Source organism: Pseudomonas sp. NFX1 (genome assembly GCF_051123555.1).
Lineage (GTDB): Bacteria > Pseudomonadota > Gammaproteobacteria > Pseudomonadales > Pseudomonadaceae > Aquipseudomonas > Aquipseudomonas capeferrum.
The window spans coordinates 4,062,698-4,088,205 of record NZ_CP169366.1; the positions used below are offsets into that span (position 1 = coordinate 4,062,698).

Below are 25,508 nucleotides of genomic sequence, written 5' to 3' on the forward strand. Positions count from 1 at the left end.
GGGTAAACTGCCGCGTCTTCACACCTATAACGACTCGCCTGATGCCCACGACGTTTCAAGAGATCCCCCGCGAACGCCCGGTCACGCCGTTGCTCGACCGCGCTGACACGCCTGCCGGCCTGCGCCGGCTGGCCGAAGCCGACCTGGAGACCCTGGCCGACGAGTTGCGCCAGGAACTGCTCTACACCGTGGGTCAGACCGGTGGGCATTTTGGCGCCGGCCTGGGCGTCATCGAGCTGACGATCGCCCTGCACTACGTCTTCGACACCCCGGACGACCGGCTGGTGTGGGACGTCGGCCACCAGGCCTACCCGCACAAGATCCTCACCGGCCGCCGCCAGCGCATGCTCAGCCTGCGCCAGAAGGACGGCATCGCCGCCTTCCCGCGCCGCAGCGAGAGTGAATACGACACCTTCGGCGTCGGCCACTCCAGCACCTCGATCAGCGCAGCGCTGGGCATGGCCATCGCCGCCCGCCTGCAGAACAGTGCACGCAAGTCGATCGCGGTGATCGGCGACGGCGCCCTGACCGCCGGCATGGCTTTCGAGGCGTTGAACCACGCCCAGGAAGTCAACGCCGACATGCTGGTGATCCTCAACGACAACGACATGTCGATTTCGCGCAATGTCGGCGGCCTGTCCAACTACCTGGCCAAGATCCTCTCCAGCCGCACCTACGCAAGCATGCGCGAGGGCAGCAAGAAGGTGCTCTCGCGCCTGCCTGGCGCCTGGGAAATCGCCCGCCGCACCGAAGAATACGCCAAAGGCATGCTGGTCCCAGGCACCCTGTTCGAAGAACTGGGCTGGAATTACATCGGCCCGATCGACGGCCACGACCTGCCGACCATGATCGCCACCCTGCGCAACATGCGTGACCTCAAGGGCCCGCAGTTCCTGCACGTGGTGACCAAAAAGGGCAAGGGCTTCGCCCCGGCCGAGGTCGACCCGATTGGCTACCACGCCATCACCAAGCTCGAACCTGCCGACAAGCCCGCCACGCCGAAGAAGCCCAGCGGGCCCAAGTATTCCGCTGTGTTCGGCCAGTGGCTGTGCGACATGGCCGCGAGCGACAAGCGCTTGGTCGGCATTACCCCGGCGATGAAGGAAGGCTCCGACCTGGTCGACTTCAGCGAACGCTACCCGGAGCGCTACTTCGACGTGGCGATCGCCGAGCAGCACGCGGTGACCCTGGCTGCAGGCATGGCCTGCGAAGGCAGCAAACCGGTGGTGGCGATCTATTCGACGTTCCTGCAGCGCGCCTATGACCAATTGATCCACGACGTGGCGGTGCAGAACCTCGATGTGCTGTTCGCCATCGACCGCGCCGGCCTGGTAGGCGAAGACGGCCCGACTCACGCCGGCAGCTACGACCTGTCGTACCTGCGCTGCATCCCCGGCATGCTGGTGATGACCCCGAGCGACGAGAACGAGCTGCGCAAGATGCTCACCACCGGCCACCTGTACAACGGCCCGGCGGCGGTGCGCTACCCACGCGGCACCGGCCCCAACGCGCCGATCAGCAGCGGCCTTGACCCCTTGGAGATCGGCAAGGGCGTCATCCGCCGCCAGGGTGAGAAGGTCGCCTTGCTGGTGTTCGGCGTGCAGCTGAGCGAGGCCTTGCAGGTTGCCGAGCAGATCAATGCCACAGTGGTCGACATGCGCTTCGTCAAGCCGCTGGACGAGGCACTGGTACTCGAACTGGCTGCCAGCCATGAGCTGCTGGTAACCATCGAAGAAAACGCCATCATGGGCGGTGCGGGGGCTGCCGTGGGCGAGTTCCTGGCCAGCCAGGCGGTGACCAAGCCGCTGCTGCACCTGGGGCTGCCAGACCTTTATGTCGAGCATGCCAAGCCTGCGCAGATGCTGGCAGAGTGTGGGCTGGATGTGGCTGGGATCGAGGCTTCGGTCAAGGCTCGGATGGCCAAGCTCGGGCTGTAGTAATCCTTGGGGCCGCTTTGCGGCCCATTCGCGGGACAAGCCCGCTTCCACAAGTACATCACTCTTCTCGAGAACAGTGACAAACCTGTGGGAGCGGGCTTGTCCCGCGAATAGTCTGGAACTGCCCATGAAAATCCCGAGCTTCACCGCCACCCTCCTGTGCCTGCCACTTCCGCTCCTGGCCGCTGAACGCGACAACGCCCTGAAACTGCCCGACGTCCTGATCAGCGCCAACCGCCAGGTCGAGTCGCGCACCGCCACCAGCGCCGCCAACACCGTCTTCACCCGCGCCGACATCGACCGCCTGCAACCCACCGGCGTCACCGACCTGCTGGCCCGTGTCCCAGGCGTGCAAGTGGCCCCCACCGGCGGGCGCGGCAGCGTGCCCGGCATTTTCATCCGCGGCACCAAGGCGGCGCAGAGCCTGGTACTGGTGGATGGCGTGCGCATCGCCAACGCCACCTCTGGCGACAGTGGCCTGCAGTTTCTCGACGTTGACCAGATAGAGCGTGTCGAAGTGCTGCGCGGCTCCCGCTCGGCGGTATACGGCAGCGACGCCATGGGTGGCGTGATCCAGATCTTCACCCGGCGCAGTAGCGGCCCCGGGCTGCAGCCACGCCTGCGCCTGGCCGCCGGCAGCAACCAGACCTGGCAGCGCAGCCTGGGCCTGTCCGGGGGCGACGGCGCCACCCGCTTCAACCTGGGTGCCAGCCTGGACGAGACTGCCGGCATCGACGCCACCGGCCCCTCCTTTGCCAGCGACGGCGATCATGATGCGTACCGCAACAAGTCACTCAACCTGAGCCTCAGCCACACCTTCGGCGAACGCTTCGAGGCCGGCCTGAACCTGCTCGACAGCCGCGGGCGCAGTGAATACGACAATCCGTACGGTGGCTTTGACCCGGTCACCTTCGAAAGCTTCGGGCAAAAACCCTACACCGACTTCAGCGTCAGCAGCCTGGGCACTTACTTCGACGCCCAGCTCAACGACACCTGGCATTCGCGCCTGGAGCTTGCCCACAGCGAAAACCGTGACGACAAACGCGACAAGCTCAGCGCCGAGCGCTTCGTGTTCAACACCTATCGCGATCAGGTTACCTGGCAAAACGACCTGGCCCTGGGTGAGCAGCACAACCTGTTGATCGGCGGCGATTGGTACGAAGACCGCGTGCACGCCAGCACCGATTTCAACGAGGACAACCGCTGGAACCGCGCCGCCTTCATTCAGCATCGCTACATGGGCGAGCGGTTCTCCACCGAACTGGGGGTGCGCCGTGACCAGAACCAGCAGTTCGGCGGCCAGACCACCTGGAGCGGTAGCCTAACCGTGCCCTTGAACGCGCACAATGATGTGCTGCTGTCCTACAGCGAAGGCTTCCGGGCACCGACATTCAATGACCTGTATTACCCAGAGTTCAGCAACCCCGACCTGAACCCGGAGCATTCCCGAAGCTACGAACTGCAATGGCGCGGCCAGCTTACCGCCGACAGCCGCCTGGAGACCTCGCTGTACCGCACCGACCTGCGCGACGCGATCATCTTTGGCCAGGACTCGATCCCACGCAATGTCGCCTCGGCGCGGGTCAACGGGTTTGAACTGTCGCTCGATCAGCAATGGGGCGCGTGGCGCAGCCAGCTGGGCCTGGCGCTGATCGACCCACGTGACCGCGACAGCGGCCATACCCTCGCCCGCCGTGCCCGCCGTACCGTGAGCCTGGACCTGGACCGCGCATTCGGGCCGTTCAGCGTGGGCGGGAGCTGGCAAGCCGTCAGCAGCAGCTACGATGACGAAGCCAACCGCAACCGGCTCGCTGGCTTCGGCCTGCTCGGCCTGCGGGGTAGCTGGGCAGCAACGGATGAGCTGAAACTGGAAGCGAAGCTGGACAACCTGCTGGACCACAGCCACAGCCGTGCCCTGTACAGCTACGAGGGGGCCAGCCACGGTTACCGCGAGGAAGGCCGCACCGTGCTGCTGAGCGTCACCTGGACGCCGGCGCTCTAGCGTCGAGCAACGCACACAGGCGCGCGGTGGCCTCGATCATCTGCCCACTGGGCCGCTCCAAGCCCTTGTCCGGCACCACCAACAGACGATCACTGGCCACAGCACTCAGACGTGGCCAAGCGTCCCAGCTTGCCAGCTGCGCCTGGTCACCCGCGAGAATTACCTGGGGGTCCTGCAGCAATACAGACTCCACGCTCACTTGGGGCGCAGGCTGACTCAGATCGGCGAAGACATTACGCGCGCCGCACACGGCCAGGGCATCGCTGACCACTTGCCGGCCACCCAGGGTGTACAACGGCTTGTCCCAGACTTGATAGAACACCCGCAGCGGCTGCTCACGCCGATACTGCTGACGCAGGTGCCGCAGCCTGTCGCGCAAGGTTTGCGCATAGTGCCGACCCTGCTCGTCACGGCCGACGCGCTGGGCGATGGCTTCGATCTGATCGATCAATTGGTCGACGCTATGGGGCTCGGCGCTGAACGTGGCGATGCCCAGGCGCTTGAGCTGATCACGCTGCGCTGGCGCGACACTGCCCGGCCACAGCAGCAGCAAGTCAGGCTTCAAGCTGAGCAGGCGCTCCATGTTCAGTTGCCCCAGGCGGCCCACTGAGGGCACATCCTGCAGCGCAGGCGGGCGCTCGCCGCCGTCGAGCATGCCGACCAGCAGGTCATCGGCCTGCAGCTCGAGCATGATCTCGCTCATCGAAGGCGCCAGGCTGACCACCCGCAGCGGCTCAGCCGCGCTGGCGGCACAGGCGCACAGCGCCAGCAGCCAGAGGAAGACGCGCATCAGCCCAGCTGACGCGGAATGCGGTACAGGTAGAGCACGACCACCGTGGAAAGTGTCAGAAGAATCTGCGGCACCGCCTCCAGCCCCACCAGCACCGACAGCGCGGCGACCCAGGCAGGGAAGCAGGCATACAGCATGGCCAGACGCCGCACCCGCGCCAGCTCGATCCAGGCTGCCGGCTCCTCGCTGCTGCCGAGCACCTTGGCGGTACTGATCAAGGCACGCTTGTAAGCGCCAAAGCGCGGCAGGCTGAGGAACATGGTCGCCGCACCGGCGATGAACAACGGCATGGCCAGCACCGGGATCAATGGATCACCGCCACCAAAAGCCCAGGCCATCACCGGCAGCGGCACCAGGCCGATCGCCAGGTATTGCCACCAGGCCAGGGCCAGGCGCCGCTTGACCTCGGCGCGGGTCACGCCTGGGGCACCTCGCCCTGGTGTTCGTTGCCCAGCATGTGGCCGAGCTTGCCGGCCTTGGTGGCCAGGTAGTAACGGTTGTGCGGGTTGTGTCCGGTATGCAGCGGCACACGTTCAGCGACGACGATGTTCATGTCGGTCAGCGCCTTGACCTTGCGCGGGTTGTTGGTCATCAGGCGCAGGGCCTTCACCCCCAGGTGCTCGAGCATCGGCAGGCAGATGGCATAGTCGCGCTGGTCGGCGGCAAAGCCCAGGCGTTCGTTGGCTTCGACGGTATCGGCGCCGCCGTCCTGCAGTTCGTAGGCGCGGATCTTGTTCAACAAGCCAATGCCGCGGCCTTCCTGGCGCAGGTACAGCAGCACGCCACGGCCTTCACGGGCGATGGCCTGCAAGGCAGCTTCCAGTTGCGAGCCGCAGTCACAGCGCTGGCTGAACAGGGCATCGCCGGTCAGGCACTCGGAATGCAGGCGCCCCAGCACCGGCTCGCCGTCCGCGATATCACCCAGGCTGAGCACCACATGCTCACGGCCGGTGGCTTCGTCGAGAAAGCCATGCATGGTGAAGGTCGCAAAGGGCGTCGGGAGTTTAGAGGCGGCAACAAAGACGACGGGCACGTTGTGCTCCTGGCATAAGTAGGAAATTTCTGTTGCGGCGATTGTATCAGCAGGTCGGCACCTGTGCGCTGGCTGAATACCGTCGCTTAAGATCGAAAAGTTCGATGCTTAGCAGAGCCCCGCCCTCAAGACGCCGAGCCTGTATGGGAGCGGGTGGCGCTCACTGCGGCTGGCTGTCGGTGGTGAACGGATACGGCTGTTTCCAGTGCTCGAAAATCGGCTTCAATTCACCGCTGCGCACCAGCTCGGCCATGCGCTTGTCGAACAGGTCGCGCAGTGCCTTGGACTTTTCGTTGTGGGCAAATGCTAGGTACAGCGGCAGCTCGGCGACATGGGTCTTACGAAAACGCGCAGGCTCCGCCGCCTGGCCCAGCACGTAGTCGACCTCGGTCAACGCATCGATGTAGAAGTCCACTCGGTCGTGTTCGAGCATCGGCAGAATGCCTTCACGACGCTGGATTTCGCGGAAGTTGTGCGCATTGGGCAGATAGCTGGCGTAGTCGTAGCCGCGCACCCAGGCCAGGCGATACTGGCCGACCGTGCCAGGCGTGGGCACAGGCTTGCCGGCAAGCCCCAGGGCATAGATATGGTCCATGTCGAAGTGCCAACGCGGGTAGAGGTTGTCGTCAGCCTCGTCCTTGTAGGAGCCGACCCAGGCATCGGCCTCGCCCCGTTTGACCAGCCCCACCGCACGGCTGTAAGGCGCGCTCTGGGTAACGACCTTGACCCCGGCAGGCTCGAACACCTTGCGCAGTACATCCCAGGCGACCCCGCTACCGTCGGCGTTGGTGTAGTCGAGCCATTCCTCGCTGACCAGATGGACCTGCTTCGGCACACCTTCGGCCGCCCCCACCCAGGGAGCAAAACCCAGCAGCATTGCCAACAGCACAGTCCTTATGGCCATCTACGCGCTCCCTGTTTCAGGCAACCGCCCACACCAGAACCTGCATACCCAGCCAGGCGAACACGCCGGCCAGGACATCGTCGAGCATGATCCCGACCCCGCCATGCACATGGCGGTCGATCCAGCGAATCGGCCATGGCTTGAGGATGTCGAAGAAGCGGAACATCAGGAACCCCGCCAGCAACCATTGCCAGCCTTCCGGCACCAGCCAGAGGGTGATCCACATGCCGACCATCTCGTCCCAGACAATGCCTTCATGATCGTGCACGCGCAAGTCATTGGCGACTTTGCCGCACAACCAGAAGCCGAACAGCATGGTCACGCCCAGCAGCAGCCAGTAACCCCAGTCCGGCAGCATCTGCCACAACGGAATGAACGGTATGGCCACCAGCGAGCCCCAGGTGCCCGGCGCCTTGGGCAAGGTGCCGGAACCGAAGCCGAAGGCGATGAAGTGCCATGGGTTGCGCCAGACCGAGGGCGGAACGAACTCCGCAGGCACCTGGTTGGGGTGATCGGTCACGGTGTCTCCCTAAAATGTTGATAGCCGCGTTGCCGCGGGGTGATGTCCTGGCCCTGCCGGTCACGCAGGCTGACGCCTTGGCCCTCGAGCACGCGCCCGATGACATGAAAGGCCGCCAGGCCTTGCGCCTGCAGGGATGAAAGCTGCGCCGGCGGCAAAGTGAACGCCAGCACATAGTCGTCGCCACCGGTCAGGGCCGCCTGCACGGCGGCCTCATGGCCGAGCAAACCCTGCAGAGCGGATGACATCGGCACCTGCTCCAGGTTCACCTCGAGCGCCACGCGGGAAGCCTTGGCAATATGCCCGCAGTCGGCCAACAGGCCGTCGGAGATGTCCAGTGCCGCGCTGGCTCGCCCGCGCAACAGTTGCCCCAGGGCGAACTGCGGCGAAGGTGACCAGTAGTGATCGAGCAGCGGCTGGGCCAGTGCGGCCTCGGCCTGGCGCTGGCCCAGGACCAACGGCAAGGCGCCGGCGGCGTTGCCCAGCTCCCCCCCTACACACAAAAGGTCACCGGGGCGAGCACCACCACGGCGCAACGCCTGCCCGGCCGGCACACGGCCGAACACGGTCATGGTGATACTCAAGGGGCCGCGGGTGGTGTCACCGCCTATCAGGCTCAGCTGGCAACGCCGGGCCATACGGTTAAGGCCGTCAGCGTAGGCTTGCAGCCAGTCGGCGCTGACATCGGGCAAGGTCAGGGCGAGGGTGAAGCCGATGGGGGTGGCGCCCATCGCCGCCAGGTCACTGGCGGCCACGGCCAACGAGCGCTGGCCAAGCAACAAGGGGTCGCAGACCGCAGGGAAGTGCACGCCGGCCACCAGGGTGTCGGTGGACACCGCCAGTTGCTCGCCCGCAGGCAAATCCAGCAGCGCGCAATCGTCACCGATGCCCAGGGCCACGCCTTCACCACCTTGCGCACAGGGCGCGGCGGCGAAGTAATGGCTGATCAGCTCGAACTCACCCATGGTCGGCCAGCGCCGGGATCAGCGCTTGTTCGCCTTGGCTTCCGCTTCGCGCAGCGAAGGGGCGAGCTTGTCCAGCACGCCGTTGACGAACTTGTGGCCGTCGGTGGCACCGAAGACCTTGGCCAGCTCGATACCTTCGTTGATCACCACGCGATACGGTACATCGACGCGCATCATCAGTTCCCAGGTGGACAACCGCAGCACAGCCAGTTCGACAGGGTCGAGCTCTTCCAGCGCCAGCGCCAGGCAAGGCTTCAGGGCCGCGTCGATCTCGTCCTTCTTGGCCGGGACCCCATGCAGGATCTCGCGGAAGTAGGCGCCATCGACATCGGTGAAATCGTTATCGACCCGGAACTGCGCTTCGATCTCGTTTACCGACTGACGCGCCATGTGCCACTGGTACAGCGCCTGTGTCGCGAGCTTGCGGGCTTCGCGGCGCTTGGCGCTCTTCGAGGGCTTGCCGGCATCCGCAGGTTTTGGATCGCGCGGGTTGAAACGATCGCTTTCGTCGCTAATCACTTGGCCTCCAACTGCGCCAGCAGGCTGACCATTTCCAGAGCGGACAGGGCAGCTTCAGCACCTTTGTTGCCAGCCTTGGTGCCGGAACGCTCGATGGCCTGTTCGATGGAGTCGACGGTCAGAACGCCGAAGGCCACCGGAACACCGAACTCCATGGACACCTGGGCCAGGCCCTTGGTGCATTCGCCCGCCACGTATTCGAAGTGCGGGGTACCACCGCGGATCACGGCGCCCAGGGCGATGATCGCGTCGTACGCGCCTTGCTGGGCGACCTTCTGTGCTACCAGCGGGATTTCGAACGCGCCCGGGGCACGGATGATGGTGATGTCGCTTTCGCTGACACCGTGGCGTACCAGGGCATCAACAGCACCGCTTACCAGGCTTTCGACGACGAAGCTGTTGAAGCGGCCAACCACCAAAGCATAGCGACCTTTGGGGGCGATGAAGGTACCTTCGATGGTCTTCAGGGTCATTCCGATGTTCTCATGTTCAAGAGCGAGGCCGCATACAAGCGGCCTCGGCAGGGGTCTGGACTCGAGTAGAGGGCGTCAATGCCGCCTCAAGTCACTCGGAGGGCACGTATTCTACAACTTCCAGATCGAATCCGGATATCGCATTGAACTTCATCGGCGAACTCATCAGGCGCATCTTGCGCACACCGAGGTCGCGCAGGATCTGCGAACCGGCACCGACGGTGCTGTAGGTGGTCGGCACCTTGGTCGGTGCATCACCCGCGCTTTCGCGGATGTGCGCCAGCAGCACGTCGCCGTCCAGCGGGTGGCCCAGCAGCAGTACCACGCCGCTGCCAGCTTCGGCCACGGCAGCCATGGCGGCGCGCAGGCTCCAGCGGCCCGGTTGCTTGACCAGCAGCAGGTCACGCAGCGGGTCCATGTTGTGCACGCGCACCAGGGTCGGCTCTTCGGCGCAGATATTGCCCAGGGTCAGGGCCATATGCACGTCGCCTTCCACCGCATCGCGGTAGGTGACCAGGTTGAACTCGCCCAGTTCGCTCTCCACCGGCTGCTCGGAGACGCGTTGTACGGTGCGCTCGTGGATCATGCGGTAGTGGATCAGGTCGGCGATGGTGCCGATCTTCAGGCCGTGCTCGGCGGCGAACACTTCCAGCTCGGCGCGGCGCGACATGGTGCCGTCATCGTTCATCACTTCGCAGATCACGCCGCTCGGCTCGAAGCCGGCCATGCGCGCCAGGTCGCAAGCGGCCTCGGTGTGGCCGGCGCGGGCCAGGGTGCCGCCCGGCTGGGCCATCAGCGGGAAGATGTGGCCCGGGCTGACGATGTCCTCGGCCTTGGCGTCCTTGGCAGCGGCAGCTTGCACGGTACGTGCGCGGTCGGCAGCGGAAATGCCGGTGGTGACACCTTCGGCGGCCTCGATCGACACGGTGAACTTGGTGCCGAAGCCGGACCCGTTGCGCGGCGCCATCAGCGGCAGCTTGAGCGTTTCGCAGCGCTCGCGGGTCATCGGCATGCAGATCAGGCCACGGGCATGCTTGGCCATGAAGTTGATGTGCTCAGGCAGGCAGCACTCGGCCGCCATGATGATGTCGCCTTCGTTCTCGCGGTCTTCGTCATCCATGAGGATGACCATTTTGCCCTGGCGGATGTCTTCGACCAGTTCTTCGATGCTGTTGAGCGCCACTCGGCACCCCCTTCTCAATCAGGATTTCAAGAAGCCGTTGGCGGCCAGGAAGCTTTCGGTAATGCCACTGCCCTTGCTCGGTTCGCCAGCCTTGTCGCCCAGCAGCAGACGCTCCAGGTAACGGGCCAGCAGGTCGACCTCAAGGTTTACCCGACGCCCTGCGCGGTAGTCGGCCATGATGGTTTCGGACAGGGTGTGCGGGACAATGGTCAGCTCGAACTCGGCGCCATTGACCTCATTGACCGTCAGGCTGGTGCCGTCGACGGTGATCGAACCCTTGTGGGCGATGTACTTGGCCAGCTCCTTGGGTGCACGCACGCGGAACTGGATAGCGCGGGCGTTATCGCTGCGCGAGATGATTTCGCCGACACCGTCGACGTGGCCGCTGACCAGGTGGCCGCCCAGGCGGGTGGTGGGGGTCAGGGCCTTTTCCAGGTTGACCTTGCTGCCGCTCTTGAGGTCGATGAAGGCGGTGCGTTTGAGGGTCTCGACGCTGACGTCGGCCCAGAAGCCATCGCCCGGCAGTTCGACGGCGGTCAGGCATACGCCGTTGACGGCGATGCTGTCGCCGAGCTTGACGTCACCCAGGTCGAGCTTGCCGGTCTCGACGTAGACGCGCACGTCGCCACCTTTGGGGGTCAGGCTGCGGACAGTGCCGATGGATTCGATGATACCGGTGAACATGGGGTCTTCCTCAAGAACGGGTTGCGCAGGGCAAGCCTGGCATTATACGCCGGGCGCCGGCAGGGGGATGGCCGTGACCCGCCAGTCATCGCCCACTGCGCGCATTTCGGTAATTTTCAGTCGCGGCGCTTCGCTCATCGTTGCCAGGGGCCACTCCAGCAGCGGGCGGGCCTGGGAGCCCAGGAAGGTACCGGCGACGAACAACTGGTACTCGTCGATCAGGCCTTGCCGGGCGAACGCACCGGCAAGGCCCGCGCCGGCTTCCAGCAGAATCTCGTTGACGCCACGCTGGGCCAGCACACGCATCAACGCGGGCAGGTCGACCTGGCCATCGGCGCCTGGCAGGCTCAGCAGCTCGTGGCCCGCTTCGGCGTACCGCGCATCTGCTGCGGCAGCCGTCACCACCAGGGCCGGGCCGACCAGGAAGAACGGCGCATCCAGCGCCAGCCGCAGGCGGCCATCGATCAGCACGCGCAGCGGCGTGCGGCTTAATGCCAGGGCACGGGTTTCATCATCCAGGCCAAGCTCTGCGCCACGCACGGTCATGCGTGCGTTATCGGCCAGCACGCTGGCGGCACTGGTGAGCACCACACTTGAACGGGCGCGCAGGCGCTGCACCGCAGCACGGGCGGCGGGGCCGGTGATCCATTGGCTTTCGCCGCTGGCCATGGCGGTGCGGCCGTCCAGGCTCATGGCCAGCTTGGCCCTGACGAACGGCAGGCCGTGCTCCATGCGCTTGAGAAAGCCTGGGTTGAGGGCCCGAGCCTCGGCTTCGAGCACGCCGCTGTGGACCTCGATACCCACCGCTGCCAGGCGCCGCAGCCCCTGCCCCGCTACCTGTGGGTTGGGGTCCTGCATCGCCGCCACCACGCGGGCCACGCCGGCCTTGACCAGTGCTTCGGCGCACGGCGGCGTGCGGCCATGGTGGCTGCAGGGTTCGAGAGTGACGTAGGCACAGGCGCCGCGGGCACGCTCACCGGCCTGGCGCAGGGCATGCACCTCGGCATGCGGCTCACCGGCGCGCACGTGCCAGCCCTCGCCCACCACCTCGCCATCGCGCACGATCACACAGCCCACGCGCGGGTTGGGGTGGGTACTGTAGACACCCTTGCGAGCCAGTTCCAAGGCACGGGCCATGTAGTGGGCGTCGAGAATCGCGGTCTGGCTGGGCATGCTCACTCTTTGGCTGGCTCACGGGCCAGGCGGTCGATTTCTTCGCGGAATTCGTCGAGGTCCTGGAAGCGTCGGTACACCGAGGCGAAGCGGATATACGCCACTTCGTCGAGCTTGCGCAGCTCGGCCATCACCAGTTCACCCACCACCAGTGACTTGACCTCGCGCTCGCCGGTGGCGCGCAGGCGGCTCTTGATGTGCGCCAGCGCCGCTTCCAGGCGCTCGACGCTGACCGGGCGTTTTTCCAGTGCCCGTTGCATGCCTGCACGCAACTTGTCTTCGTCGAAGGGCTGGCGCGTGCCGTCTTGCTTGATCAGCCGAGGCAGCACCAGTTCGGCAGTTTCGAAGGTGGTGAAACGTTCGCCGCAGGCGACGCACTCGCGACGGCGGCGCACTTGCTCGCCCTCGGCGACAAGACGAGAGTCGATGACCTTGGTGTCGTTGGCACCGCAAAAGGGACAGTGCATGGTGGCAGGCAACAAAAAAAGGGAGGGCCATGGTAGCGCATCCCACTGGCAAGACAAGCCAAAGGGGTTAACATCCAGGGAAATCTGCCCCTGAAGGATGACCCAATGCACCATCGAGCGCTCGTCGTGCTGTGCTGCGCCGCCTTGCTTGCCGCTTGCGGTAGCGACCGGCCCAAGCCCGAACAGGCCCAGGCGCCCGCGCCAGCAAAATCGGCCAAGAAAACCCAACCCCTTGGCCCGCTGCCCGCCTACCAGCGCGAACTGAGCGGTACCTTGCTGGAAATCCCGGCCGGGGCCGATGTGGAACTGGCCCTGCTGGTCATCGACGAACGCGACCGCCCGCAACGCCTGCTGGCCAGCAGCAACCTGAGCGGCACCGGGCAGGCGCTGCCTTACCAGTTGCGCTTCAACCCCGAGGCTTTTCCGGCCGGTGCCCGGGTAGAGCTGCGTGGCCGTGCCAGCCGCTCTGGCCAGCTGATCATGCACCTGCCGCCGGTACGCATTACCCAGGCACAGACCCAGGCCACCGGCCCGCTGCGCTTCGAAAAGGCACCGTAAGTGGCACCCCTGGCACTGCAACAAGCCCTCAGCGGCCTGATCGGCGAAGCGCGCCTGGTGGCCAGCGAGCTGCCTGAATGCGAACTGAAGCTCTGGCTGATCGACGACCAGAACATGGACCGCGCGTTCAGCAGCGAAGAAACCCGGCGCATCCTCGAAGAGCCACCCTACTGGAGCTTCTGCTGGGCCAGCGGCCTGGCCATGGCCCGTTACCTGGCCGCACACCCGCACTGGGTGGCCGGCAAGCGCGTGCTCGATTTTGGCGCCGGCAGCGGTATCGCCGGCATTGCCGCAGCCCGCGCTGGCGCCTTGGAAGTGGTGGCCTGCGACCTCGACCCGCTGGCCCTCGACGCCTGCCGCGCCAACGCGGCGCTGAACGGGGTGGCGCTGGGTTACAGCAGCGATTTCTTCGCCGAGGACGACCGCTTCGACCTGATCCTGGTCGCCGATGTGCTGTATGACCGCGCCAACCTGCCCCTGCTCGACGCCTTCCTCGGCCGTGGTCGCCAGGCCCTGGTGGCGGACTCACGGGTTCGCGACTTCTGCCACCCGCTGTACCGGCAATTGGGCGTGCTCGACGCACTTACCCTGCCGGACCTGGCCGAGCCCCACGAATTCCGCCGGGTCAGCCTGTACCACGCTAGCCGCGAGCCTTTATAGTGGTGCCATTCACGAGTTTGCGAGAGTCGCGATGAGCCAAGACACGCCGTACATTTTCGACGCCACCGATGCCACCTTCCAGCAACTGGTCATCGAGAACTCTTTCCACAAGCCGGTGCTGGTGGACTTCTGGGCCGAGTGGTGCGCCCCGTGCAAGGCGCTGATGCCCTTGCTGGCGAAGATCGCCGAGGGTTACCAGGGCGAGCTGCTGCTGGCCAAGATCAACTGCGACGTAGAACAGCAGGTGGTCGCCCAGTTCGGCATTCGCAGCCTGCCGACCGTGGTGCTGTTCAAGGACGGCCAGCCGGTTGATGGTTTTGCCGGTGCGCAGCCGGAGTCGGCGATCCGCGCGCTGCTCGAACCGCACGTGCAGATGCCTGCCGCCCCTACCGCTTCGCCACTGGAGCAGGCCAAGGCCCTGTTCGCCGAGAGCCGTTTTGCCGAAGCCGAAGCGCTGCTGCAGGCGCTGCTTGGCGAAGACAACAGCAATGCCGAGGCGCTGATCCTGTACGCCCGTTGCCTGGCCGAACGGGGTGAATTGGGCGAAGCTGAAGTGGTGCTGGACGCGGTCAAGACCGACGAACACAAGGCAGCCCTGGCCGGTGCCAAGGCGCAGTTGACCTTCCTGCGCCAGGCCGCCAGCCTGCCGGAAGTTGCCGACCTCAAGAGCCGCCTGGCGCAGAATCCGCTGGATGATGAAGCCACTTACCAACTGTGCATTCAACAGCTGGCGCGTCAGCAGTATGAGCCAGCGCTGGAAAGCCTGCTCAAGCTGTTCCAGCGCAACCGCGGGTACGAGAATGGTCTGCCGCACAAGACGCTGCTGCAGGTGTTCGAATTACTGGGCGGCGATCACCCCTTGGTCGGTGCGTATCGGCGCAAGCTTTTCGCCGCGATGTATTGAAGCGACAAGACCACTTTTATCGTGGGTCGCTCATGGCGACGAATGTGTCGACATCCATCAGTGGGACAGGGATCACGATGAAAGCCCAATACCAGTAACGCTGTCGTTCATCCGGCTCAATGGCCTGAACCACCGAGAATGTACTGCTGTGGCCTGGGGTGAACGTCCCATCCTGGGCCATGCGACCATCCCCAGCGACCACTTGCCACTCTATCACCTGGGGGTCGACCTCTACCTGAGCGCCCCCGGTGCCGATGTAGTACAACCTTAGCGATACACGCCCGTTGTCGTTGCGCACCCTGAAAAAATGCGTAGGGAACGCGTTGATAATCACGAAGGTGGAGTGAAAAACACGCCCGTAGTAACGGCTTTCCAGCACATCGATGGTCAATAGCTCGCCAAGACTGGCTTTGAGCGCACAGGGTTTCTGCGTCTTGCCATCCTGATCGTATTCAGGTTGAGGATCTGCCGGCGGGCAGTACCAGCAGCCCGAACGATCAGGCTCGTAACGCCCCTCGGAAGATTCGCCAAGCTGCCATGACACACCGGGCAGCGTTTGCGGCGTGAGCGTCACATGGGTCCGGCTGCGCACACCATCCACGACTTTGATCAACGGCTCGGCGTGATACATGTTCTCCGCGTTGACGGCCGCTGGCGGGCTGAAAAACCGGTCCTTGTACCAAGCGGAGGTCACGGGCGCGGACCTGTCAACGCTGAGACTTCTGATCCCGCCTTCCGGATAGAGCAGGCTGGCAAGCCCCATGAAGTGCTGGTTGGGCGGTGCGGACCTGGGGATGATACGGTCATCCACGAGTGCCCGGGCAATATGAACCTCTTCGCCGAGCGCCCAGGCACCGTCCACCGGAATGCGGCCGCCAGGCTCTGCCTGGTAGGTCATATAGAGGTTGCAGGCCATGGTGAAAGTGTCCCATTGGCTCAGTTCAGGCACCATGCGAATGGCAAAATACAGTGGCTTGATCAGCCAGTCACTCCCAGGTTCGATGGACAGCCGGCGCATCCTGATGACCCGACGCTCGTCCGGTAACGCTTCAAATCGCGCGCGAAAACCCTCTGCGGCTTCTTCGTCGCGCTTCAAGGATTCGAGATAACCCAAAGCAAAAGTCGATCCCCTGGCCACCTGGAGCCTGAGGACCTTCTCGGCATCCAGCGTGCCGACAAACGCATCGAAGTGGAACTGCTGATGCAAATAGTAGGGTTCGCCCGCCTCTACGGCTGTGAGCTCGCTGACTTTGCGGATGACTTCGCCAAGATCCCTGCGTATGGAAGTACGCACGAACCTGGCCAGCCTCCGGCGAATGAGGATGGGCCGTTCATGAGGATAGGGTTGAAACTCGAGCCAAGGCAGGCCGAGCAATCCCGTGCAATGCTCCCAGCTTGTACCCGGGCTGATGACGCGCTCGAAGTCAAAGGCTTCGGTGTCTTCAGGGCGCGTGTCACCCACGCCTCGATGCCACACCGCATAACTGTAATTGACTGGCCTGGAGTAGAAATCAAGCCGTACTTTCCAGCCGAACAAATCGTACTGAGACCGCATTTCATCGCTCATCTGCCGATGCTCCTGAACGGGCGAGGCCTATTCTAAGAACACAAGCAGCGATGCAACTACTGGCAGATTTACCAGGTCCGAGGCGGGTCGAGCTGCGGGCTAACCAAGCCAGGTAAACACGGGGGCATCTGCACCACTCGTCACCTTGACCTGCGCGCAATGGCGCAGACGGACCAACAGCCGTTTGGCCTGCGCCGGGCTTTCGCCCAGTGCTTCAAGACGGTCCAGCAGTTGCGGGCCATTGAGTTGCCCCGCCTGGCGCAGCAACGCTTGCGCTGCGGCCCAGATGCGGTCGTCCTGGCGCGGCGCGCCCGTCACTTCGTCAGGCGTTTCTCGGGGCACCGCTGGCACTCCGAGCTGTCCGCCCAACTGCGCCCATTCTGCCGGCTCCAACTCGATGGACAAATCCACCGGCCAATCTCCAATCTTTCCGCGAATTCGCACGATCTTTTCCTTGAGCACAGGTCAATGTGGCCATGCTACAGCAACATGAAACCTGCACCACACAGGCTGGCGGCGTAGAGAAAAGTTGTTATAACATTACCAAATCATTCCCAGCCTGCTCCTGGAGCCTTCCATGCGTCGCCTGCTGCTCGCCTTGCCCTTCGCCCTGCTGCCCCTTTCCATAGCGCATGCCCACGATGACCATGATCACGCCCATGGCACCCTCGGCGCCCACGAGCACGGCGTGGCCAAGCTCAATGCCGTGCTGGATGGCAATACCCTGGAGCTGGAGCTGGACAGCCCGGCCATGAACCTGGTCGGCTTTGAACATGCCGCCAGCAGCGATGCCGACAAGGCCAAGGTGGCCGCCGTGCGCCAGCAACTCGAACACCCCTTGCAACTGTTCGGGCTGGCCGCGGCTGCCGGCTGCAAGGACGATGCACAAGCGCTGGAAAGCCCCCTGTTCGGCGACGCGCCGAAAGCCGACGACAATGGCGACGAACAAGAGCACGGCCATCAACACAGCGACATCGGTGCGCATTATCAACTGACCTGCGCGAACCCGGACACGCTCACCCAGATCGACCTCGCCCCCCTGTTCAAAGCCTTCCCGGCAACCCAGAAGATCAATGTGCAACTGATCGGCCCGACAGGCCAGAAAGGCGTGGAAGCAACGCCTGCCAAGGCTGCGGTTGCGTTCTGAATGAGCCAGCCGCTGATCGAACTGCATGACCTGGTCTTCGCCTGGCCAGGCCAGCCGGCCCTGCTGGATATTCCCGCCTTTCATCTGGCGGCCGGCGAGGCGCTGTTTCTCAAAGGCCCAAGCGGCAGTGGCAAGACCACCCTGCTGGGCCTGCTGGGCGGGGTGAATCTGCCTGGCCAGGGCAGCATTCGCCTGCTTGGCCGCGACCTCGGCAACCTCGGCCAGGGCGCGCGCGATCGCTTCCGGGTCGACCACACCGGTTACATCTTCCAGCAGTTCAACCTGCTGCCGTTTCTTTCGGTGCGCGAAAACGTCGAGCTGCCCTGCCGCTTCTCGCGTAGCCGAGCCACACGGGCGGCCGAGCGCCATGGCAGCGTCGATAACGCTGCCGCCACGCTGCTTGCCCATCTGGGCCTGGGTGACCCGGCCCTGCTCGCCCGTCGCGCCGACAGCCTGTCGATCGGCCAGCAGCAACGGGTTGCCGCCGCACGGGCGCTGATCGGCCAGCCCGAACTGGTGATCGCCGACGAACCGACCTCGGCCCTTGATGCCGACACCCGCGAAGCGTTCATCCGCCTGTTGTTCGACGAGTGCCGCGCGGCCGGCGCCAGCCTGTTGTTCGTCAGCCATGACCAGAGCCTGGCCCCCCTGTTCGACCGGCACCTTTCCCTGGCCGAACTCAACCGCGCCGCCAAGCCCCGGGAGGCCTGATGTACCTGCTTCGTCTTGCCCTGGCCAGCCTGGCCAACCGCCGTTTCACCGCCTTCCTTACCGCGTTCGCCATCGCCTTGTCGGTGTGCCTGTTGCTGGCCGTGGAGCGGGTACGCACCGAGGCCCGCGCCAGCTTCGCCAGCACCATCAGCGGCACCGACCTGATTGTCGGCGCCCGCTCGGGGTCGGTGAACCTGCTGTTGTATTCGGTGTTTCGTATCGGCAACGCCACCAACAACATCCGTTGGGACAGCTACCAGCACTATGCCCAGGACCCACGGGTAAAGTGGGCGATCCCCATTTCGCTCGGCGACTCGCACCGCGGCTATCGCGTGATGGGCACCACCAGCGACTATTTCAGCCATTACCAATATGGCCGCAGGCAGCACCTGGAACTGAGCCAGGGCCGTGCGTTCGCCGACGACCCGTTCGAAGTGGTGCTCGGCGCCGAGGTGGCCGAGGCGTTGCACTACCGGCTCGGCGAAAAGCTGGTGCTGGCGCATGGCGTGGCGGCCATCAGCCTGGTCAAACACGACGACAAACCCTTCACCGTGGTCGGTGTACTGAAACGCACCGGCACCCCGGTCGACCGCACCCTGCACATCAGCCTGGGCGGCATGGAGGCCATTCACGTCGACTGGCACAACGGCGTGCCGGCCCGTGGCGCCGGGCGCATCAGCGCCGAACAGGCCCGCAGCATGGACCTGCAACCCGCCGCCATCACCGCGTTCATGCTCGGCCTGAACAGCAAGATCGCCACCTTCAGCCTGCAACGAGAAATCAACGAGTACCGCAACGAACCCTTGCTGGCGATTTTGCCCGGGGTTGCCCTGCAAGAACTGTGGAGCCTGATGGGTACCGCAGAGCAGGCGCTGTTCGTGGTCTCGCTGTTCGTGGTGCTGACCGGGTTGATCGGCATGCTCACGGCCATTCTTACCAGCCTCAACGAACGCCGCCGGGAGATGGCGATCTTGCGTTCGGTAGGTGCCCGCCCCTGGCATATCGCAGGGCTGCTGATACTCGAGGCGCTGTCGCTGGCAGTGGTGGGGATCGTGGCCGGGCTGGGGCTGTTGTACGCTGGCATCGCCGTGGCGCAGGGCTATGTGCAGGCCAATTACGGCTTGTTCCTGCCACTGGCCATGCCCAGTGCTCACGAGTGGACGCTGTTGGCTATCATCCTTGGCGCAGCATTGCTGATGGGCAGCGTGCCGGCCTGGCGTGCCTACCGGCAGTCGCTGGCCGATGGCTTGTCGATTCACCTTTGAGAACCGTCATGACCTCGAACCTCACCGCCTGCTTCGCGGGTTTACCCGCGAAGCGGCCAGTGCACGCCGTGCAGATCGTCCTGCTTGTGCTGCTCACGCTGGCGTTACCTGCCTGGGCCACCGACCCTCGCGAACTCGACTGGCCCGCACTGATCCCGGAAGGCGCACCCGTCATCCCGCCGCAGCTGGCGCCACTGCACGACCTGTCACAACTGAGCGACGCCCTGTCTGCCGAGTCGGCCCCCGCCGCCCACCAGCAGGCGCCGAATGCACCGGTGGTGCAAAGCCTGGACGGCCAGCAGATCAAACTGCCCGGCTATATCGTGCCGTTGGAAGTCAGCGAGGAAGGCCGCACCACCGAGTTTCTGCTGGTGCCCTACTACGGCGCCTGCATTCACGTGCCCCCGCCGCCCTCGAACCAGATCGTGCATATTTTCAGCGAGATGGGTGTGCGCATCGAAGACCTCTATCAACCCTACTGGATCGAGGGAAAGCTGCAGGTCAGAGCCTCCAGCAGCGAGCTGGCCGACGCCGGATACCAGATGGAAGCCGAGAAAATATACGCTTATGAGCTGAAGTGAGAACTGTTTCGAATTCGTTACGACGCTTCTTTGAGCTGGATCAAACTTTCTGTTTAGACGACTCCGTACCATTGGACTACTCGATTATTAATGTCCTCTGGGAGCTTCCATGAACAAGTCCTTGCTTGGCGCCTCGCTTGTGGCCCTTGCTCTTGCCGCCCCTGCCGCCCACGCCTACCAGGCGGGCGATATGATTCTGCGCGCCGGCGCCATCACTACCGCGCCGAACGAAAGCAGCGGCGACCTGAAGTTCGATGGCAACAAGGTGTCGGGCACCAAGGCGACCCTGGACAGCGACACCCAGCTGGGCCTGACCTTCGCCTACATGCTCACCGACCACATCGGCCTGGAGTTGCTGGCGGCCACCCCGTTCAAGCACACCGTCGGCGTCAAGGGCCTGGGCGGCGGCCTGGACGGCAAGCTGGCCGACATCAAGCAACTGCCACCGACCCTGTCGCTGCAGTACTACCCGATGGAACCCAACTCCAGGTTCCAGCCGTATGCCGGCGTGGGCATCAACTACACCCTGTTCTTCGATGAAGACCTGAGCAGCGCACGCAAGCAACAGGGCTTCAGCAACCTGAAACTGCAGGATTCGGTGGGCATCGCTGGCCAGTTGGGCATGGACTACATGCTGACCGACAACCTGCTGGTCAACGCCTCGGTCTGGTACGTCGACATCGACACCAAGGCCAGTGTCAACGGCCCGACCGCACTGGGCTACAGCAAGACCAAGGTCGACGTCGACGTTGACCCGTGGGTGTACATGGTCGGCCTTGGCTACAAGTTCTGATCCTGGGCAGGGAGGGCGGCCACGGCCGCACTCCCGGTGCTCGACACTAGCCAGCAGCCCAGCGCTGTGGCACTGATCCCCGCCCCCAACCCGCACACCGCAGCCCATCCCCAACGGGCATAGACCCAGGTCGCCAGTACCGCACCCAGCCCGCTACCCAGCGAATAACAGCACATGTAGGCGCCAATCAGCCGGCTCGCCAGGGCGCTGCGCCCGGCCAGCAACAGGCTCTGGTTGGTGACATGCACCGCCTGCACCGCGAAATCGAGCAATACCACACCCAGCAGAAACGCCAGTAGAGAGTGCTCGACGAACGCCGTCGGCAGCCACGACAGCGTCAGCACGCCCAAGGCCAGACCGGTGGTGCGATCGCCCCGCCCTTGGTCGGCCAGGCGACCGGCCCGGGCAGCGGCCAAGGCCCCCGCCACACCCGCCAGGCCAAACAGCCCGATCTGGGTATGGTTGAGCGCCAGCGGTGACGCACTCAGCGGCAGCACCATGGCGCTCCACAGCACGCTGAAGGCGGCGAAGATCAATAATCCGTACAACCCTCGCTGGCGCAGCAGCGGGTCTTGTCTGAACAAAGCGAACAGCGAGCCGATCAGCACCAGGTAACTGGACCGCTGCGCCGCAGGCCGGGTGCCAGGCATGCCGTTCCAGAGCAGCCCGGCCATCAGCACCAGCACCCCGGCTGCGGCAAAATAGACGACGCGCCAGCCGGCCACGTCGGCGACCACGCCAGACACCAGACGCGCCAACAGAATGCCCAGCACCACCCCGCTGGTGACGGTGCCCACCGCCTGCCCCTGTTGCGCGGGCGTGGCCAGGGTCGCGGCATGCGCCACCATCACCTGCACCATGACCGCCATCAGCCCGACCATGGCCAGCGCCACCAGCAGCACCGCCCAGCCCCATGCCATGCCGACCGCCACCAACGCCAGGGCCGAGACCAGCAATTGGCCGATGATCAGGCGCTTGCGGTCGATGAGGTCGCCTAACGGCACGATCAGCAGCAAGCCCAGCGCATAACCCGCCTGGGTAGCACCCACCACCCAGCCGATGCGCTGCTGCCCTACCCCAAGGTCCAATGCCATCGACTCAAGCAGTGGCTGGGCGACGTATACGGTGGCCACGGCCATGGCACAGGTGAGCGCCAGCAACAGGGTCATTGATCGGGTCAGATGGGGCGGTGAAGTGCTTGAGCGGTGCATAGGGTATCCCTTCCAACTGGTTTCAAATTAAAACCACATGTAGATTTTTAGCAAATGTGGTTTTAATCTGCAACCAGAACAATCGAAGAGTATTGGCTGATGCTTAACGAAACAAACGCACAATGCCCGGTAGCCCGAGCCCTCGAAGTGCTCGGTGACCGCTGGGCGCTGATGATCTTGCGCGATGCCTTCGATGGTTTGCGCCGCTTTAGCGAGTTTCAGAAAAACCTGGGGTTGGCCAAGAACATCTTGGCGTCACGCCTGAAGTTGCTGGTCGAGAGTGGCTTGCTGCAGCTGCAGCCGGCTTCGGATGGGAGTGCCTACAAGGAATACGTGCTGACCGAGAAGGGCCGCTCGGTGTTTGCGCTGGTGATTGCCTTGCGCCAGTGGGGTGAGCGCTTTTTGTTCGAAGCGGGTGAGGCGCGCTCGGCACTGCTGGAGCAGGCCACAGGGCAGGCGATCGCCCCGCTGCAAGTGCGCACTGAGGATGGCCGGGTGTTGCGGCCGGAAGATTGCCAGCGCAGGTTGGTGCGCCACGGATAACTCCGTGGCCACCTTGCCACAGCGTCAGGCGGCTTTCAGGCCTTGCCGAGCAGCCGTGACAAACCTTCGACCAACGGCGTTGCCTGCGGGAAGTCGAAGCGCGCCAGCAAGCGCTGGTTATCCGCCCGTGAGTGGCGGATATCGCCCGAGCGCGCCGCGCCATAACTGATCGCAGGCAGGCTGCCGATCACCTTTTCCAGCGCCGCCAGCAGTTGGTTGAGCGACGTGGCCTGGTTCAGCCCGATATTTACCGCCCCCTCCTCGACCTGCTGCTGCTCCAGCGCCTGGATCATCACTTGCACCAGGTCCCCGACATAGAGGAAATCGCGGGTCTGCTCGCCATCACCGAACACCGTGATCGGCAGCCCTTGGGTGGCACGCTCGCTGAAGATGCTGATCACGCCGGAATACGGCGAGGAAGGGTCCTGGCGCGGGCCGAAAATATTGAAGAAGCGGAAAACCACCGGCTCCAGGCCGTGCTGACGGCGGTAGAAATCCAGGTACTGCTCACTGGCCAGCTTATCCACAGCATAAGGCGTCAGCGGTGCCTTGGGCGTGTCTTCGGCTATCGACTCGCCTTCGCCGTTGTTGCCATACACCGCAGCGCTGGACGCGAACAGTACCCGGCGCACACCGTGCACGCGCATGGCTTCGCAGACATTGAGGGTGCCGATGAAATTGCTCTGGTGCGTCTTCACCGGGTCTTCGACCGAGGCCTGCACCGACGCCACCGCCGCCAGGTGCACCACTGCGCTGCAGCCCGCGGCCGCACGCGTGACCAGGCCGGCATCGGCGACATCGCCTTCGATCAGTTCCAGGCGCGGGTGCGCGATCTGCAGGTTGTCCCGCCTGCCGGTGGACAGGTCGTCGAGAATGCGTACGGCGTAACCCTTGTCCAACAGCGCATCGCACAGGTGAGAGCCTATGAAGCCGGCACCGCCGGTGATCAGGATGGGGGCGTCAGCCATGGCGGTAGAAACGGTCCAGTAGAGGTGGCAGGCCAGCGCGCCAGGCGCGCGGCTTGATACCGAAGGTGTGAAGGATTTTCTTGCAGGCCAGCACCGCGTGCTGTGGCTCTTCGCTGGCATCCGGCCGCGCGGCATGGGCCTGCGGCGTAGGGGCCTGCACCGCCAGCTGACGGTACTGGCCGGCCTCGGCAAGAATCGCCTGCCCCAGCGCCAGCGGCGTGGTCGCCTCGTTGCCAGCGTAGTGGTAGGTGCCCCACAGCGGTGCGCTGCAATCGAGCTGCTTGAGCACCGACAGGATCACCCGGGCCGCATCGTCGACCGGCGTCGGGTTGCCGCGCCGGTCATCGGCCAGCAGCAACTCCTGGGGTTGCTCGGCACGGGTCAGGAAGCGCCCGAGCGTACCGTCGACGCTCTCGTCGAGCAGCCAGCCAAAGCGCAGCAGCACATGTTGCGGGCACGCCGCACGCACGCTCTGCTCGATACGCCAGAGTGCCTGGCCACGCAGGCCCAGCGGCACCGGCTCGTCCTTCTCGCTGTAGGCCGTGGCCCGCGAGCCATCGAAAACCCGGTAGCTCGAAGGCTGCACCAAGGTGATCTGGTGGTGCTGGCACAACTCTGCCAGCCGCTCCACCGCCCGCTCCTGCTGGGCCAGGCGCTGTTCGCTGACCGACTCGGCCTGGAACCAGTCGAAGTAATAGGCCAGGTTGACCAAGGCATTGGGGCGGTGATCGTCGAGCAGCTGAGTGAGGCTGGCCGGGTCCCAGCCGTTTTCCGGCGGGCGCGGTGCCAGGAATGCGATGTCCTCTTCAGCCCCGAGACGAATCAGCGCTTGCCCGAGGGCATTGCCACCACCCAACAGCATTAGGCGCATACGCATAGAGTCAGCAGATCCGGAGAGGTTGATTGAGGGAAAGGGGTCATTTTGCGGTTTCCTGCCCGGGAAGTCCAACACGGGTGGGTGGCTGCCCTGACGCCATCCCCTGCCCTTGCCAAAACCTATTCGATCTCGAACAACCCATTACTCAACGGCCCCACACTCAACCGTTCGCGCACGTCGTCATCGATGCGCGGGTCATCCGGCCGGTACAGCTTGACCTGGCGATAGGCATTGATGCGGTTGATCTCTTCGCCCAGGTACTCCCACACCACGCGGGTGCAGGCCGGGTTGCGCCGGTCGCCGCTGGAGACACCGGTCTTGAGGCCGTTCAGGCGGGTGATGCGGCTCTTGAAACTGGGGATGAGGATGGTCTGGCTCATCTCGTTGAGGGTCAGCGACTCGTAGTCGATCAGGAACATTCGGTCTTGCAACTGAAACGCCGCGCCCAGGTAGCGGCAACGTACCTCGGCGTGCAGGTCGGTGGCGCTGCTGCGCTCCTGACGCTCCTGGCGCTCGAACAGGAAGCGGCCGCGCTCTTCGCGCAAGTGCACCAGCGACAGCAACACCGAGCCCGGTACCGACATGCAGTTGGAGTACTCGAAGTAGTAACCGCAGTAGCGCGACAGGTTGCCGGCGTGCTCGTGCAAGGGCCGGAACAACTCACTGATCGGGTCGCTGGGCTGATCGGCGACGGCCGACACCCGGGCACCGATCAGCCGGGAGAACTGCTCGGGGGGCACGTTCAGTTCGTAATCCTCGACGCCGAAGAAATCGCCGATGCGCTTGAGGTTGAAAGCCGTCGGACGGCTCTGGCCGCTCAGGTACTTGTTGAACTGCGCGCGGTTGATCGACAGCTGCCGGCAAACTTCCGAGATAGAGCGGTAGTGGCTGCAGGCCAGTTTGAGGTTGGTAGCGAAATGCTCGCTCATGCAGGGGCTTCCAGGTGACGCGAATGGCGCAAGTGTAGCATCAGGTCGCATCAACTCAGAACAGAATGCGAAATTGTAACCACTCTTGTCATGGCCAACCATGCGCCCCAACGCATAGCGGCGCGCCTGCCGCCCGCTGTCTTT

Annotated in this window: 29 protein-coding genes; 11 read left to right on the forward strand and 18 right to left on the reverse strand. The window is 64.4% G+C overall.

Annotated elements, in window-relative coordinates; translation table 11 throughout:
• The first annotated feature begins 41 nt into the window (after positions 1–41).
• Positions 42–1,937, forward strand: a complete 1,896-nt coding sequence (gene dxs / locus DJ563_RS18260) for a 1-deoxy-D-xylulose-5-phosphate synthase (RefSeq protein ID WP_274097439.1) — start codon at positions 42–44, stop codon at positions 1,935–1,937.
• A 127-nt stretch (positions 1,938–2,064) separates the two neighbouring features.
• Positions 2,065–3,939 carry a TonB-dependent receptor domain-containing protein gene (locus DJ563_RS18265; protein ID WP_434518135.1) on the forward strand — a complete coding sequence of 625 codons (1,875 nt, stop codon included), beginning with the start codon at positions 2,065–2,067 and terminating at the stop codon, positions 3,937–3,939.
• Here DJ563_RS18265 and DJ563_RS18270 read toward each other — a convergent pair.
• The 12 genes from DJ563_RS18270 to nrdR all read right to left on the reverse strand — a co-directional run bounded on the left by DJ563_RS18270 (position 3,917) and on the right by nrdR (position 12,650).
• Positions 3,917–4,729, reverse strand: coding sequence for a cobalamin-binding protein (locus DJ563_RS18270; RefSeq protein ID WP_274097437.1), 813 nt, complete (start codon positions 4,727–4,729; stop codon positions 3,917–3,919). The genes DJ563_RS18265 and DJ563_RS18270 overlap by 23 nt on opposite strands.
• On the reverse strand, positions 4,729–5,148 hold the full coding sequence (locus tag DJ563_RS18275) for an MFS transporter (protein WP_434518136.1): 420 nt from the start codon (positions 5,146–5,148) through the stop codon (positions 4,729–4,731). Before DJ563_RS18275 ends, DJ563_RS18270 begins: the two co-directional genes overlap by 1 nt.
• Positions 5,145–5,762: a GTP cyclohydrolase II gene (gene ribA / locus DJ563_RS18280; protein WP_033703440.1), complete on the reverse strand. Its 618-nt coding sequence runs from the start codon at positions 5,760–5,762 to the stop codon at positions 5,145–5,147. Before ribA ends, DJ563_RS18275 begins: the two co-directional genes overlap by 4 nt.
• A 160-nt stretch (positions 5,763–5,922) precedes the next feature.
• Positions 5,923–6,666: a substrate-binding periplasmic protein gene (locus DJ563_RS18285; RefSeq protein ID WP_274097436.1), complete on the reverse strand. Its 744-nt coding sequence runs from the start codon at positions 6,664–6,666 to the stop codon at positions 5,923–5,925.
• 16 nt (positions 6,667–6,682) lie between these two features.
• The gene (locus DJ563_RS18290; RefSeq protein ID WP_033703443.1) at positions 6,683–7,186 is read right to left on the reverse strand and encodes a phosphatidylglycerophosphatase A family protein; all 504 of its coding nucleotides are present in this window, start codon (positions 7,184–7,186) and stop codon (positions 6,683–6,685) included.
• Positions 7,183–8,151, reverse strand: coding sequence for a thiamine-phosphate kinase (gene thiL / locus DJ563_RS18295; RefSeq protein ID WP_186661107.1), 969 nt, complete (start codon positions 8,149–8,151; stop codon positions 7,183–7,185). Before thiL ends, DJ563_RS18290 begins: the two co-directional genes overlap by 4 nt.
• Positions 8,152–8,169: 18 nt before the next feature.
• Complete coding sequence (gene nusB, locus DJ563_RS18300) at positions 8,170–8,670, reverse strand: transcription antitermination factor NusB (RefSeq protein WP_033703445.1); 501 nt, start codon at positions 8,668–8,670, stop codon at positions 8,170–8,172.
• Positions 8,667–9,143: a 6,7-dimethyl-8-ribityllumazine synthase gene (ribH, locus tag DJ563_RS18305; RefSeq protein WP_003255395.1), complete on the reverse strand. Its 477-nt coding sequence runs from the start codon at positions 9,141–9,143 to the stop codon at positions 8,667–8,669. The genes nusB and ribH overlap by 4 nt, the downstream gene beginning before the upstream one ends.
• Positions 9,144–9,234: 91 nt before the next feature.
• Positions 9,235–10,326: a bifunctional 3,4-dihydroxy-2-butanone-4-phosphate synthase/GTP cyclohydrolase II gene (ribBA, locus tag DJ563_RS18310; protein ID WP_033703446.1), complete on the reverse strand. Its 1,092-nt coding sequence runs from the start codon at positions 10,324–10,326 to the stop codon at positions 9,235–9,237.
• Between the two features lie 18 nt (positions 10,327–10,344).
• Positions 10,345–11,010, reverse strand: coding sequence for a riboflavin synthase (locus DJ563_RS18315; RefSeq protein WP_033703448.1), 666 nt, complete (start codon positions 11,008–11,010; stop codon positions 10,345–10,347).
• A 42-nt stretch (positions 11,011–11,052) separates the two neighbouring features.
• Entirely contained in the window at positions 11,053–12,183 is a 1,131-nt protein-coding gene (gene ribD / locus DJ563_RS18320) for a bifunctional diaminohydroxyphosphoribosylaminopyrimidine deaminase/5-amino-6-(5-phosphoribosylamino)uracil reductase RibD (RefSeq protein ID WP_274097434.1), read from the reverse strand.
• A 2-nt stretch (positions 12,184–12,185) separates the two neighbouring features.
• Positions 12,186–12,650 carry a transcriptional regulator NrdR gene (nrdR, locus tag DJ563_RS18325; RefSeq protein ID WP_016393425.1) on the reverse strand — a complete coding sequence of 155 codons (465 nt, stop codon included), beginning with the start codon at positions 12,648–12,650 and terminating at the stop codon, positions 12,186–12,188.
• 105 nt (positions 12,651–12,755) lie between these two features.
• On the opposite strand from nrdR, the gene DJ563_RS18330 reads away from it, so the two are divergent.
• Genes DJ563_RS18330 through trxA form a run of 3 tightly spaced genes read left to right on the forward strand, consistent with a single transcriptional unit; the run spans position 12,756 to position 14,772 of the window.
• Positions 12,756–13,208 (forward strand): YbaY family lipoprotein, encoded by a 453-nt coding sequence (locus tag DJ563_RS18330; protein WP_274097433.1) that lies wholly within the window; start codon positions 12,756–12,758, stop codon positions 13,206–13,208.
• Positions 13,209–13,868, forward strand: a complete 660-nt coding sequence (locus DJ563_RS18335) for a class I SAM-dependent methyltransferase (protein ID WP_186661117.1) — start codon at positions 13,209–13,211, stop codon at positions 13,866–13,868.
• Between the two features lie 31 nt (positions 13,869–13,899).
• Entirely contained in the window at positions 13,900–14,772 is an 873-nt protein-coding gene (gene trxA / locus DJ563_RS18340; protein WP_033703453.1) for a thioredoxin, read from the forward strand.
• Between the two features lie 16 nt (positions 14,773–14,788).
• Here trxA and DJ563_RS18345 read toward each other — a convergent pair whose 3' ends face one another.
• Together DJ563_RS18345 and DJ563_RS18350 are read right to left on the reverse strand one after the other, a co-directional pair.
• Complete coding sequence (locus DJ563_RS18345) at positions 14,789–16,339, reverse strand: hypothetical protein (RefSeq protein ID WP_434518137.1); 1,551 nt, start codon at positions 16,337–16,339, stop codon at positions 14,789–14,791.
• Between the two features lie 99 nt (positions 16,340–16,438).
• Positions 16,439–16,783, reverse strand: a complete 345-nt coding sequence (locus DJ563_RS18350; RefSeq protein WP_047583494.1) for a hypothetical protein — start codon at positions 16,781–16,783, stop codon at positions 16,439–16,441.
• Positions 16,784–16,916: 133 nt separating this feature from the next.
• Between DJ563_RS18350 and DJ563_RS18355 the strand changes: the two genes are divergently transcribed.
• The 5 genes from DJ563_RS18355 (at position 16,917) to DJ563_RS18375 (ending at position 20,836) form a co-directional block, all read left to right on the forward strand.
• On the forward strand, positions 16,917–17,486 hold the full coding sequence (locus DJ563_RS18355) for a DUF2796 domain-containing protein (RefSeq protein WP_434518138.1): 570 nt from the start codon (positions 16,917–16,919) through the stop codon (positions 17,484–17,486).
• A complete protein-coding gene (locus tag DJ563_RS18360) occupies positions 17,487–18,197 on the forward strand; it encodes an ATP-binding cassette domain-containing protein (protein WP_434518139.1) in 711 nt (236 codons plus the stop codon).
• Positions 18,197–19,462, forward strand: a complete 1,266-nt coding sequence (locus tag DJ563_RS18365) for an ABC transporter permease (protein WP_434518140.1) — start codon at positions 18,197–18,199, stop codon at positions 19,460–19,462. Before DJ563_RS18360 ends, DJ563_RS18365 begins: the two co-directional genes overlap by 1 nt.
• A gap of 8 nt (positions 19,463–19,470) precedes the next feature.
• Positions 19,471–20,043, forward strand: coding sequence for a DUF3299 domain-containing protein (locus tag DJ563_RS18370; RefSeq protein WP_434518141.1), 573 nt, complete (start codon positions 19,471–19,473; stop codon positions 20,041–20,043).
• Between the two features lie 109 nt (positions 20,044–20,152).
• Positions 20,153–20,836, forward strand: coding sequence for an OmpW/AlkL family protein (locus DJ563_RS18375; RefSeq protein ID WP_014589498.1), 684 nt, complete (start codon positions 20,153–20,155; stop codon positions 20,834–20,836).
• Here the strand turns inward: DJ563_RS18375 and DJ563_RS18380 are convergent.
• Positions 20,824–22,047, reverse strand: coding sequence for an MFS transporter (locus tag DJ563_RS18380; RefSeq protein WP_434518142.1), 1,224 nt, complete (start codon positions 22,045–22,047; stop codon positions 20,824–20,826). The genes DJ563_RS18375 and DJ563_RS18380 overlap by 13 nt on opposite strands.
• A 99-nt stretch (positions 22,048–22,146) precedes the next feature.
• Between DJ563_RS18380 and DJ563_RS18385 the strand changes: the two genes are divergently transcribed.
• A complete protein-coding gene (locus DJ563_RS18385) occupies positions 22,147–22,590 on the forward strand; it encodes a winged helix-turn-helix transcriptional regulator (RefSeq protein WP_274097425.1) in 444 nt (147 codons plus the stop codon).
• A gap of 35 nt (positions 22,591–22,625) precedes the next feature.
• Here the strand turns inward: DJ563_RS18385 and DJ563_RS18390 are convergent, their stop codons facing one another.
• The 3 genes from DJ563_RS18390 to DJ563_RS18400 all read right to left on the reverse strand — a co-directional run bounded on the left by DJ563_RS18390 (position 22,626) and on the right by DJ563_RS18400 (position 25,364).
• Positions 22,626–23,558, reverse strand: a complete 933-nt coding sequence (locus DJ563_RS18390; protein WP_033703465.1) for an NAD-dependent epimerase/dehydratase family protein — start codon at positions 23,556–23,558, stop codon at positions 22,626–22,628.
• Positions 23,551–24,435, reverse strand: a complete 885-nt coding sequence (locus DJ563_RS18395; protein WP_033703467.1) for a sugar nucleotide-binding protein — start codon at positions 24,433–24,435, stop codon at positions 23,551–23,553. The genes DJ563_RS18390 and DJ563_RS18395 overlap by 8 nt, the downstream gene beginning before the upstream one ends.
• Positions 24,436–24,554: 119 nt before the next feature.
• A complete protein-coding gene (locus DJ563_RS18400; protein ID WP_033703468.1) occupies positions 24,555–25,364 on the reverse strand; it encodes a helix-turn-helix domain-containing protein in 810 nt (269 codons plus the stop codon).
• Positions 25,365–25,508 lie beyond the last annotated feature (144 nt).